Annotated in this window: 10 protein-coding genes; 5 read left to right on the top strand and 5 right to left on the bottom strand. The window is 64.9% G+C overall.

Annotated features, from left to right (window positions below; all coding sequences use genetic code 11):
* Window positions 1-45: 45 nt before the first annotated feature.
* Together AC1RQP_RS16280 and AC1RQP_RS16285 are read left to right on the top strand one after the other, a co-directional pair.
* Window positions 46-1158 (top strand): NADH:flavin oxidoreductase/NADH oxidase, encoded by a 1113-nt coding sequence (locus AC1RQP_RS16280; protein ID WP_492937693.1) that lies wholly within the window; start codon window positions 46-48, stop codon window positions 1156-1158.
* Between the two features lie 272 nt (window positions 1159-1430).
* Window positions 1431-1838 (top strand): hypothetical protein, encoded by a 408-nt coding sequence (locus AC1RQP_RS16285; protein ID WP_197969279.1) that lies wholly within the window; start codon window positions 1431-1433, stop codon window positions 1836-1838.
* A 299-nt stretch (window positions 1839-2137) separates the two neighbouring features.
* On the opposite strand, the gene AC1RQP_RS16290 is transcribed toward AC1RQP_RS16285, so the two are convergent.
* The 5 genes from AC1RQP_RS16290 to rpmB form a co-directional block, all read right to left on the bottom strand.
* Window positions 2138-2434 carry a PilZ domain-containing protein gene (locus AC1RQP_RS16290; protein WP_239620216.1) on the bottom strand — a complete coding sequence of 99 codons (297 nt, stop codon included), beginning with the start codon at window positions 2432-2434 and terminating at the stop codon, window positions 2138-2140.
* A 262-nt stretch (window positions 2435-2696) separates the two neighbouring features.
* Window positions 2697-4034 (bottom strand): T6SS phospholipase effector Tle1-like catalytic domain-containing protein, encoded by a 1338-nt coding sequence (locus tag AC1RQP_RS16295; protein WP_492937694.1) that lies wholly within the window; start codon window positions 4032-4034, stop codon window positions 2697-2699.
* A gap of 304 nt (window positions 4035-4338) precedes the next feature.
* Window positions 4339-4941, bottom strand: a complete 603-nt coding sequence (locus tag AC1RQP_RS16300; protein WP_492937695.1) for a hypothetical protein — start codon at window positions 4939-4941, stop codon at window positions 4339-4341.
* A 4-nt stretch (window positions 4942-4945) separates the two neighbouring features.
* The gene (locus AC1RQP_RS16305) at window positions 4946-5554 is read right to left on the bottom strand and encodes a protein phosphatase 2C domain-containing protein (RefSeq protein WP_492937696.1); all 609 of its coding nucleotides are present in this window, start codon (window positions 5552-5554) and stop codon (window positions 4946-4948) included.
* Between the two features lie 219 nt (window positions 5555-5773).
* Window positions 5774-6082: a 50S ribosomal protein L28 gene (rpmB, locus tag AC1RQP_RS16310; RefSeq protein WP_492937697.1), complete on the bottom strand. Its 309-nt coding sequence runs from the start codon at window positions 6080-6082 to the stop codon at window positions 5774-5776.
* A 549-nt stretch (window positions 6083-6631) separates the two neighbouring features.
* Here rpmB and AC1RQP_RS16315 point away from each other — a divergent pair.
* From AC1RQP_RS16315 to AC1RQP_RS16325, 3 genes are all read left to right on the top strand, one after another.
* Window positions 6632-7438, top strand: a complete 807-nt coding sequence (locus AC1RQP_RS16315; RefSeq protein ID WP_247804933.1) for a DUF3108 domain-containing protein — start codon at window positions 6632-6634, stop codon at window positions 7436-7438.
* Between the two features lie 749 nt (window positions 7439-8187).
* A complete protein-coding gene (locus AC1RQP_RS16320; RefSeq protein WP_492937698.1) occupies window positions 8188-11625 on the top strand; it encodes a helicase-related protein in 3438 nt (1145 codons plus the stop codon).
* A 19-nt stretch (window positions 11626-11644) separates the two neighbouring features.
* A complete protein-coding gene (locus tag AC1RQP_RS16325) occupies window positions 11645-11971 on the top strand; it encodes an RNA-binding S4 domain-containing protein (protein ID WP_492937699.1) in 327 nt (108 codons plus the stop codon).
* Window positions 11972-12036: the final 65 nt, after the last annotated feature.

A 12036-nucleotide genomic window follows, 5' to 3' on the forward strand; every position in this document is an offset into this window, starting at 1 on the left:
ACTACACTCCGCGCATAGCCCCTCTCATCTTTCGGAACTCCCCGCATGAGCGTCCTGTTTTCCCCGATCAAGCTGCGCGGCCTGACCTTGAAGAACCGCATCGTGGTGTCGCCGATGTGCCAGTATTCGGCCGATGACGGCGTCGCCACCGACTGGCACTTCACCCACATCAACAATCTGAGCCTGTCGGGCGCGGCGATGTTCTGCATCGAGGCGACGCATGTGGAGGCGATCGGCCGCATCACGCCGGGCTGCCTCGGGCTCTACAGCGATGCCTGCGAGGCCGCGCTGAAGCCGATCCTCAATTCGGTGCGCAAGCATTCCTCCGCCGCGATCGCGATGCAGCTCGCCCATGCCGGCCGCAAAGCCTCGAGCGCGCGCCCCTGGGACGGCGGCCAGCTGATTCCGGTCAGCGACGGCGGCTGGCAGACGGTCGGCCCGAGCGCGGTGCCGCACAAGGAGGGCGAGGCCGCGCCTGCGGCGCTCGATGCTTCGGGCCTCAAGCGCATCCGCGAGGCCTTCGTCGACAGCGCCAGGCGTGCCGCGCGGCTCGGCATCGACGCCATCGAGGTGCACGGCGCGCACGGCTATCTCCTGCATCAATTCCTGTCGCCGATCTCGAACCGGCGCACCGACGAATATGGCGGCAGCCTCGAGAACCGCATGCGCTATCCGCTGGAAGTGTTCGACGCGGTCCGTGCGGCATTCCCCGCCGACAAGCCGGTCGGCATGCGGGTGTCGTCGACCGACTGGGTCGAGGGCGGCTGGGATCTGGCGCAGACCATCGAGTTCGCGAGAGCGCTGAAGGCGCGCGGCGTCGACTGGATCGATGCCTCCTCCGGCGGCGTCTCGCCGCTGCAGAAGATCGCGCTCGGCCCCGGCTATCAGGTGCATTTCGCAGACGCCATCAAGCGCGAGACCGGCCTGCCCACCATCGCCGTCGGCCTGATCACGGAGGCAAGGCAGGCCGAGGAGATCGTCGCATCCGGCAAGGCCGACATGGTCGCGCTCGCCCGCGGCATGCTCTACGACCCGCGCTGGCCCTGGCACGCCGCCGCCGAGCTCGGCGGCGAGGTCGAAGCGGCCCCGCAATATTGGCGCTCGCAGCCCTCGACGCAGAAGGCGCTGTTCGGCAAGACCACGTTCGGCGCGCGGTGAGGGCACCTGAGGCGCGATGATCCTGCCCCGCCCTCGTCATTGCGAGGAGCCCTTGCGACGAAGCAATCCAGGACTGCCTCCGCCGAGGGGTTCTGGATTGCTTCGCTTTCGCTCGCAATGACGATGGGGAGGCAGGCGTGCACCACACGTAGATGTCGAATTCCGGCGGGCGTGATTCAGACGTTCCTCGCCCCTCCGTAACTCCCCCGAGCTTCCACGCCCCTCGAAACTGGCCTAACCTTCCGCGCAGCCGAGGCAATGGAGGGCCGCCCATGCGTTATCCTGTTCGCAAAGCTGCTCACATCTTCGAGCGCGTGGGCCTTGCGATGGCCGGTGCATCGTGCGGGCTGTTCGTCGGCGCCTATGTCGGATCGGCGATTCCCGTGCTCACCACCCAGGGCTTCCTGCTCCTGATGATGGTGCTCGGCGGCATCGGCTTTTATCTCGGCATCGACACGCCGCAGCTGCCGTTCGACGATGCGCACAGCCAGATCGACGCCGCCGAATTCATGAGCTCCGCCGGCACGCTGCTTGCCACGCTCACCGCCTTCGTCTCCGTCTTCGTCATCGTGCTGCGGATCGACCCGCACATGCTCTGGACCTGGCTGGTCCTCGCCGGCTGGCTCGCCGGCGTCGTCATGCAGATCGTCGCGGGCGCCAAGGCAAGGATGCGGAAGTAGCTTTCTGACCCTCCCTCTCCAGGGCAGGGCCATCGCATATGGTGTGCACAATGCAGCGGCATCGGCACTGGGCTCCCTCTCCCGCTTGCGGGGGAGGGCTGGGGTGGGGGTGTCTCCGCATCGGGATTGCCAGGGATTGATGAGAATGTCCCTGCGTGGCGAGAGCCCTCACCCGCCGCGCTCTGCGAGCGCGTCGGCCTCTCCCGCAAGCGGGAGAGGCGGAGCAAGCCCGCAGACAGTCCTTGTGAATCCATATGCGATGGCCCTGCCCTCCAGGGAAGGGTCAGCAGCAGCAGGGCTCAGAACACCACGCCCACCCGCGTGCCGCGCTTCCAGGCGATGCGGCAGCGCTTCTTGGTGTTGACGTGCAGGAGCTCGAAGCGATCGGGGATCTTCACCTGGCCGCCGAGATCGACGCAGGCGCCGCCGGGCGAATAGTCGATCAGCGTGCAGGGGATCACCGGCGCGCGCGGGTCGGTGATGATCTTGGCCTGGCGCGACACCAGCCCTGCTGGCTTGACGCGGGTAAACTTTCGCGGATGCTGTGGCACGTCTCCTCCAAGTCCGCAGGTTCTGCAGTCGGTTTGGAGGGCCATGATGGCAGGCGAGATGATGCGATCGCGCTAAGCCGCGAATGAGAATTTTAACGAAAAGTGTTGGCGAAAGCAGAAAGCGGGGTAGCAGGATGCGCCGCCTTCCCCCTCTCCCCTTGTGGGAGAGGGTGGCTTCGCGAAGCGAAGCCGGGTGAGGGGTTCTCTCCTCACGACCGGTCTTGCGAGTGGAGACAACCCCTCATCCGGCGCGCGTTCGCGCGCCACCTTCTCCCACAAGGGGAGAAGGGAATCGCAGCTCACCCCGTCACGCCCCCTCCACCTGTGCCCCCGCCGCCTCCGCGTGCGCCGGCTCCACCGGCATCGGCACCGTCACGTAGTCCTTCGGCATGTTCACCGGCCGGTAGTCGGGCTCCACCGCCATCCGCTTCAGCACACTCTCATGCACGTGCGCGCCTTCGGGGATGACGCGCGGCTCGCAGTCGGGGATGTAGAAGCCGAAATAGGCCTTCCGCTCCGGCCATTCCTTGTACTTGGCGCTCTTCGGCAAATACTCCAGCACGCGCCAGGCCGGTGTCATCGAATCGTGCAATTGGCCCGTCTTGCCGGTGTAGGCCGGCGCGACATAGTGGAACGGCGAGTTCTTGCGCTGGACGCCCCAGGCGAGCTGGTTCACCGTGCGCGGGTTGAAGTTCAGCCCGGCCTTCGCGGCTTCCTCGATCATCCAGATCAGCGGGTATTTCGACTCCCCGCTCTCGACTTCCGGATAGCCGCCGCCGACGTCGCAATGCACGCCGGCGAACCACACCTGCAGAATGTCCTGCGGCACCTTCTTCTCATCTCGCACGTAGCGGTTGCTCCAGAAGTCCTGCGGCTGGCGGTACTGCTTCAGGCGGAACATGCAGCGCCGCTCGTCGATCGCGATCGCCTGCCGGAAGATCCTGACGCTGGGGTTGCGCAGCGTGAAGGCGAGCTCCTCCAGGCTGAACAGGAAGAAGAAATTGTCGCGCCGCGGCACGATCACGCTCGCCACCGTGTCCCAGACGCCGATGAAGTGGATGGTCGGCCAGCGCGTCGAGGTGATGCGCGCGAACTGCGCGGCGAGGTCGAATGTGTCCTTCGGCAGCGGCCCGCTCTCGTCGGTCGCGATGCCCTCGACGTCCTCGATCGCGTTGCCGCGCCCGGTGCCGGAATATTGCTTGTAGGCGACGAGGCCGCTGCCTGCGAGGTTCGCCTGCTCCGGCGAGATCAGGCCGATCTTGTGAATGAGCCCCGCCAGCACCCGCACGGTGTAGGCCCCGCGCGAGAAGCCGAACAAATAGATCCTGTCGCCCGGCGCATAATGCTCGACCAGGAAGCAATAGGCGCTGAGCACGTTGTCATCGAGCCCGTAGCCGGTGGCGAGCCCCAGCACCATGTTGACGTTGGCCTTGAAGCGATGCCACGTCGTCGGCTCCGTCACCGTGCCGACCCCGGGATCGTAATACACCATCTGCCGCGGCGACGTCCTGTCCGTCTTGCGCAGGCAGCGATAGAGCTTCAGGACGTTGGAGATGTTCTCGCTGATCTCGTTGCCGGTGCCGTCACAGCAGATGACGAGGTGTTTTGGCTCGGACCTGCGATCGGGAGTGGCTGCCTGATCCATGGGATGCGCCTCGGGGTGATGCTACCGGGGCGAGTATAGCGGAATTCGGGGCCGCACGCCTTCGATATTAGAGATACTAGGTATTGTGTTCGCCGTGTGGGAAAGTGCGGCGCAATGCAATTGCTTCACTGATGCGCGACCAATGCGAAGACGGCCAAGGCGGAGACGAAGAGCAAGATCGCGATTAGGAGAGCGCGATTTTGCCATTTGTGTCTTGTTGTCAATTGTTGGTCGCATGCGGAGCATATTGTTCGCAATGCATAGGTGTTTCGTACTGCGGCGACTCGACGCTTCAGCAATGAATTCAAAGTCCAATCAAGTAGTGGCCGCGAAGTGATTGCCATGCCGCCGACGCTTGTGCCGGAACGCACCGTTCTTCTATGACCTCTCCCGTTCGGGATTGAGGCACCACAAAGATGACATGTTGGCATATCAGAGTTGTTCGTGCATCATCAGAGATGAGAATGCCTGAGTGATTTATATCGCCAATTACGCAACCTTTTGCGTGAACCGCACCCACCGCATTTGCTAGATTGATCGCACTACGTACCAGAAAGGGGAAGTTGGCCTTTACAAACTTGGTTCGGCGGCTGCTTGGGGAGTAAAGCTCGTGAACAGGGCTTCGTCCTCCCACTTTCTCCATCGTGAATCCGGCGAACTCGCCATTCGAATGGAATAGTGGCTTCGTCGGGAAGGCGACGCTCGTTGCTCCATCTTGAAGCTTCGCCCGGACCATAGCTAAGACTTTGTCGCGCCGACTCCCTGCCTTTTCAGGGAAGTAGATTTTCGCAGCTTTGGTCGGGTCGCCGAGGATTTCGTATACGGCTCCTTCGCCGCCGCGGCCTAGCAGCTTCAATAGCGATACGGGGTGCCTTTGGTCGTCAACGAGTCCCTTGGGAATAGACATCCGCTTACACGCGTTTTGCCAGAACGATGGTCTTGTCGTCGTCTGTCTTCTCGCAAACCAACGGGCTCTCAAGAAGCAGTTTCAGTTGTCGGGACATTCTCCGGTCGCGTCCGGTATCACCGCCGTCAAATGCACCAAAGACCTTGTTGAAGAATGGAGCGAACGCCCGGCGCTCTGAAAATTCTAGAACTAGTCGCTCAATCCCGTCGGTAAAGATGCAAACTTCTTTTACGTCGCCCTCAATGTGAGTGATCGCTATAGCGGGTTGAGGGTCATCAGTTACGAAGTAGGTAGTTGAGGCGTATTCGCCGTGGCTAGGCGTGTCGCCGGCCGTTGATAGTGTCGGCGGATAGAAGTTCTGAACAGTCGTGAAGTCGGTTTCAACCGTGACGGGGCCGAATGTTACGATTGCTACTTCCACCCGCTTCGCAGCTAGCGAGTCCGCAAATAGCTCATCCCGAAATTGCTGCAGCCCTTCGTTCAGGTGTCGGATCGGGGCTCCGCCCATCGAACCAGAATTGTCCAGCACTAAGATGACCGGGCAACGGTTCTCCGGATTGTCTGCAAAGCCCAAGTCGGCAAATGGCTGCTGCTCAAAAGAATATTCGTTCACAATTCCCTCCCATACGACAAGGAGAACTTTTTAAGAGTATACGATCACATCTGCAACCAGCAGGAAAGAGGCGGGTAGCGATACCTTCGTAATATGGCCCCTCGACTAGGCGCGTGACCCCAAAACAAAAACGGCCGGATCTTCCGATCCGGCCGCAACGCAAACTCTTACTGGCTAAGCCTACGCCACGCTACTTAGCCCCCGCCCAATTCCGAAAACTCAGCTCGCCTGCTTCGCCGGCTGCGCCTCGCCGACCTTCTTCTGGATGGCGCGCTTCAGCTCGAGGGCGCGCGGCGACAGATTGTCGGCGTTGGCCTTGAGCAGGAAGGGGTCGAGGCCGCCATTGTGGTCGACGCTCTTGACCGCGTTGGTGGAGACGCGCAGGCGCACGTTGCGGCCCAGTGCTTCCGAGATGAACGTCACGTTGACGAGGTTCGGCAGGAAGCGGCGCTTGGTCTTGATGTTGGAGTGGCTGACCTTGTGGCCGACGAGGGGGCCCTTGGCCGTCAGTTCGCAGCGGCGAGACATGGCAAAAATCCTTATCCTGAACCCCCAACGATCTGCGGCCGCCATTCGGGGCGCCACGGGGGCAAATTCTTTCGTCCTTGCAGGGAGCGGGCGGACGTATAGGGGGGAAGGGGCGGGACGTCAAGGTTTTGGGGTGTCTTTTAGAGCCGCCCGGGTGGTGCGCTCCCTCCCCCGCGCGCGGGGGAGGGCTGGGGAGAGGGCTCTTTCCTCTTGGGGCCCGGACGTCATTGCGGATGGTGCCCCCAAGAGGAGAAAACCCTCACCCGCGCTTCGCGCGACCTCTCCCGCAAGCGGGAGAGGTGGAGCTCGTGGTTACCGCCCGATCACCAAAACGGCAATGATTATCGCGCCTTACCATCACATAAAGGGCGTATTCGCCGCCGAAATATCAGGGGGAGTTCCGGGGCGGATACGTCCGGACACATTGTTTGCCGCGGTTTTTGGTTTAAGTAACAGCGCATCGCGCCCTGATTGGATTGCTTCGTGCTTGCAACGTCTCTTTTTGCGCAGGATTTGCGCTCAGCCCGGCCACGCCTGGCCGGCTGGCTGATGGCGCTTTGCGCGCTGGCCCTGGCGTGGGGCGCGGTGCCGGCCGCGGCACAGGGCAAGCTCGAGGCGCAGTATGAGGCCTCGCTGGCGGGCATTCCCGTCGGCAAGGGCGCCTGGAACATCGATATCCAGGACGACGTGTTTTCGGCGGCGGCCGCGGGCGGCACCACGGGGCTACTGAAGTCCTTCACGGGCGGCTCGGGCACCGGCGCCTCGCAGGGCCGCGTCGTCAACGGCGCGCTGGTGGCGACCGGCTACCAGGCCTCCACCACCACCCAGAAGAAGACCGAAGAAATCCGCATCACCCTCGACAAGGGCAATGTGAAGGATTTTGCGATCCTCCCGGAGCCGCCGGTCGATCCTGATCGCATCGTCGTCACCGAGGCGCATCGCCGCGGCGTCTGGGACCCCATGACGGCTTCGCTGTTGCGCGTGCCCGGCACCGGCGATCCCGTTTCGCCGGACGCCTGCCACAACGGCGCGCCGGTGTTCGACGGCCGCATGCGCTACGACCTCAAGCTCGATTTCAAGCGCATGGAGACCGTGAAGGCGGAGAAGGGGTACAAGGGCCCGGTCGTGGTCTGCTCGCTCTATTTCGTGCCGGTCGCCGGCTACATCCCCGATCGTCCAGTGATCAAATACCTCGCCGCCCAGCGCAACATCGAGATCGCCTTCGCCCCCGTCGCCGGCACGCGCATCCTGGTCCCGTTCTGGCTGAAAGTGCCGACGCCGCTCGGGCCGGCCATGCTGGAAGCCACCAGCTTCATCACCTCGGCCCAGCCGCCCCGCGTCGCCAAGACGCAGTAGCGAGGTGTCCGCGCCTCTCCCTCCGCCGCCATTCCGGGGCGCGCCCCTTGGCGCGAACTATGGTGCGCCCTTGCGCACCTGAGAATCCATCAGGCCGCAGAGACGGTTGCGCGATGGATTCCGGGTTCGGCGCTGGCGCGCCGCCCCGGAATGACGAGCGAAATGGCCTCCAAAAGCACGCCCTAATGATTTCAATCACTTACCTACTGTGCATGGGGTTGTTTTCGCGAGTTTTGTTTTGGCGCCCCCGATCCGGGAATCCATTTGACTCCTCCCCGATTCTGATTCGACTCCGCGCCGTCCCCAGCTTTAACCGATACGCTCGCTTGTGCGACCGCGCAAAACTCCATCTAGTGCACAACCAACGCGAGTCCCGCGACATGTTGCGAGAACGGAACGGGACTCAACGGGGAGTCAGCGATTCGGCCGCGATTCGTTCTAGAGTCGTTCCGAAACTTAAGGCGAACGGGAAAAGCGTCGCAGAGTGAGACAGTTGCGCGGAGTTTGGCGCGGGGCGTTCCCACACCCACGGTGTCATCGCCCGGCTTGACCGGGCGATCCAGTACGCCGAGGCGGTTGTGGTCGAGCGGAGAGGCCGCGCCGTACTGGATGCCCCGGTCGAGCCGGGGCATGACAGCGGAGTGCGTGGTTGCCGCGCAGCGTTCGGAGACATGGCCGACACCCAGCCCCCTCACCGCCTCATGCAGCACTGACATTCGCCCAAATCGCCATTACCTAATCCCCCAGACATGGCTTTTTCCTCCTCCCCCTTCGCCTCCGAGCGCGCCCTTCACGATCGAGTGCCCGGCGCGGGCGTCACTGCGGTGCTCGGACCGACCAACACCGGCAAGACCCATCTCGCCATCGAGCGGATGCTCGCGCATCCCTCGGGCATGATCGGCCTGCCGCTGCGGCTGCTCGCGCGCGAGGTCTACAACAAGATCGCCGACAGGGCCGGCGCTGCCAGCGTCGCGCTCGTCACCGGCGAGGAGAAGATCAAGCCGAAGAACCCGCGCTATTGGGTGTCCACCGTCGAGGCGATGCCCAGGGATCTCGACGTCTCCTTCCTCGCCGTCGACGAGGTTCAGATCGCCGCTGATCTCGAGCGCGGCCACGTTTTCACCGATCGCATCCTCAACCGCCGCGGCCGCGACGAGACGCTGCTGCTGGGCGCCGCCACCATGCGCCCGATCATCGAGCGGCTGCTGCCGGGCGTGTCCATGATCACGCGGCCGCGCCTGTCGCAGCTCGAATTCGCCGGCGACCGCAAGATCACCCGCCAGCCGCGCCGCACCGCCATCGTCGCGTTCTCGGCGGATGAAGTTTACGCCATCGCCGAGCTGATCCGCCGCCAGCATGGCGGCGCCGCGGTGGTGCTGGGATCGCTGTCGCCCCGCACCAGGAACGCACAAGTGGCGATGTTCCAGAACGGCGACGTCGATTACCTCGTCGCCACCGACGCCGTCGGCATGGGCCTCAATCTCGACGTCGACCACGTCGCCTTCGCCTCCGACCGCAAGTTCGACGGCTACCAGTTCCGCCGCCTGACACCGTCCGAATTTGCGCAGATCGCCGGCCGCGCCGGCCGCGCCACCCGCAACGGGACCTTCGGCACCACGGGCCGCTGCGCGCCGTTCGAGCCCGAGCTCGTCAACGCGCTGCAGAACCACACCTTCGATGCAGTGAAGGTGCTGCAATGGCGCAATTCGAAGCTGGATTTCTCCTCGCTCGGCGCGCTCCAGGTGTCGCTGAACCTCGCCCCCGGCCACGAGGCGCTGACGCGCGCGCCGATCGCCGAGGACATGCGCGTGCTCGACCACGCCGCCCGCGACGGCGAGGTGCGCGATATCGCGCATGGTAAGGCCGCCGTGGAACGGCTCTGGGAAGCCTGCCAGATCCCGGACTACAGAAAACTGTCGCCCGCCGCCCATGCCGAGCTGGTGACGACGCTTTACGGCTTCCTGATGCGGAAGGGCTGCATTCCCGACGCCTGGTTCGAGTCCCAGGTCACCCAGGCCGACCGCATCGACGGCGATATCGACACGCTGTCGGCCCGAATCGCCCAGATCCGCACCTGGACCTTCGTCGCCAACCGCCCGGACTGGCTGAGAGACCCCGAACGCTGGCAGGGGATCGCGCGGGAGGTCGAAAATAAATTATCGGATGCGCTCCATGAACGCTTGACTGAGCGTTTCGTTGATCGCCGGACCAGTGTATTGATGCGCCGCCTGCGGGAGAACACGAGCTTGAATACTGAAATCGGCAAGACCGGCGAAGTCATCGTCGAAGGCCATGTCATCGGCCGCCTCGACGGCTTCACCTTTGCACCGGATGCTGCGGAAGCAGGCTCCGATGCGAAAGCCTTGCAGGCCGCAGCGCAAGCGGTGCTCGCCGGCGAGATCAACGCGCGCGCCGAGAAGCTCGGCAATGCGCCGGACGAGCAGTTCGTGCTGACCTCCGAAGGCATCATCCGCTGGACCGGCGATGCCGTGGCGCGGCTGTCTGCCGCAGACGACGCGCTGCATCCGCGCATCCGCATCATCTCCGACGAGCGCCTGACCGGCGGCCCGCGCGACAAGGTGCAGGCGCGGCTCGAACTCTGGCTCAAGACGCACATCGAGAAACTGCTCGGGCCGATGTTCGAGCTGTCGAAGGCCGAGGACGTCACCGGCATTGCCCGCGGCATCGCCTATCAGCTGGTCGAGGCGCTCGGCGTGCTCGAGCGTCCGAAGATCGCGAACGAGCTGAAGGATCTCGACCAGTCTTCGCGCGCCGTGCTGCGGAAATACGGCGTGCGCTTCGGCGCCTACCACATCTATTTCCCCGGCCTGCTCAAGCCCGCCGCGCGCGCACTCGCTGCGCTGCTCTGGGCGCTGAAGCAGGACAATGTCGATCTCTCCGCGCTCTCGGGCGCGCAGCATCTGGCGTCGTCGGGCCGCACCTCGTTCCCGGTCGACAAGCAGCTGCCGCGCGATGCCTATCGCGTGCTCGGCTACAAGCAGGCCGGCGAGCGCGCCGTGCGCGTCGACATCCTGGAGCGGCTGGCCGACCTGATCCGCCCGGCGCTGGCGTGGCGCGAGAACTCGCCCGGCGAAAAGCCCGCCGGCGCATTCGACGGCCGCAGCTTCGTGGTCACGCAGGCGATGACTTCGCTGACGGGATCGGCCGGCGAAGACTTCGCCTCCGTGCTGCGCGCGCTCGGCTATCGCATGGAGAAGCGTCCGCCGCTGCCGCCAAAGCCGGTCGTCGTCGAAACGGTTGCGGCCGAAACGGTTGTAGCCGAAACGGTTGCGGCCGAGACGCCGCCCGCCGAGGGCAGCGCGGAGACCTCGACCGAGGCTTCGACCGGGACCGCGGCGGAGGCCGTTGCCGGCCTGCCGGCGGAGACGACCGTCTCCACCGAAGCCGCTGACCAGTCCGTCACGGTCGAAGACGCGCCCGGCATGGAGCCGCACGACGAGCCCGCCCATGAGGAGCCGGCGCTCGAAGCCTCTCCCGAGACCCCCGTCACGCCCGAAGATGCCCCCGGCATTGCGCCGCCGGCAGAAGAAGCTGCGACGTCCCCCGAGGCCGCCGGCCTCGAAGCCGCTGCCGCCGAGACGGCCGCGACTGAAGCCGCGGCATCGCCCGACGCTGCCGCGCCCGAGGCGGCAGTCGCGCCCGCAGAGCCCGAGCTGGTCGAGGTCTGGCGCCCGGCCGGCCGTCACGAGGACCGCAAGCCGCGCCACGAGCGCCATCGCCACCAGCGTCACCATCAGCCTCGCCCGCAGGCGGGGGCTGAAGCTGGCGCGGCCGCACCCGGCGAAGCCGCCGAAGGCGCGAAGCCGGGACATCGTCACGGCGGCGGTCGCCGCGATGGCGGCAGGGACTTCCGCAAGCCGCGCGAAGGCGGTGCGGACGGCGCGCCGCGTCCCGAGGGCCGCGACGACAGGAATCGTCGTTTCGAGGGCAAGGGCGGCGACAAGGATCGCAACCGCGACAAGGGCAAGTTCGGTGGAGATCGCGACAAGGGCCGCGACAACCGTGGCCGTGATCGCGACAAGGGCCGCGACCGCCAGGGCGGTCCGTCGCTGCGCCCCTATGCCTCGAGCGCAAGCCCGCGCGAGCGCGACCGTCCGGCCGATCCGAACTCGCCCTTCGCAAAGCTTGCCGCGCTGAAGGAGCAGCTGTCCGGCCGGAAGGAGTAACGTCGCATCTTCAGGCGACGTGCGGAGCTGTTCGCGTGAAGACAATGCGTCAGAAGGAGCAGGGAGTAGAGTCACGACGACCGAGCGGCAGCGCCTCGATAAATGGCTGTGGCATGCGCGGGTGGTGAAGGCGCGCACCTCCGCCGCCGAGCTCGTCGTCACCGGCCATGTCCGCATCAACGGCGCGCGCGAGACCTCGCCGGGGCATGCCGTCAAGATCGGCGACGTGCTCACCATCGCGCTCGATCGCACGGTGCGCGTCCTGAAGGTGACGGGCTTCAACGAACGCCGCGGCGATGCTGCCTCGGCACGGGTGCTCTACCAGGAGCTCGGCGAGCGCAATTAATTGCGCTTTGTATTCATTTCTTGGTCGATCAAACGGCGCAAAGCCGTCATGATCGGCCTTCCCGA

This window comes from Bradyrhizobium sp. GW821-FHT13H06 (genome assembly GCF_058803975.1).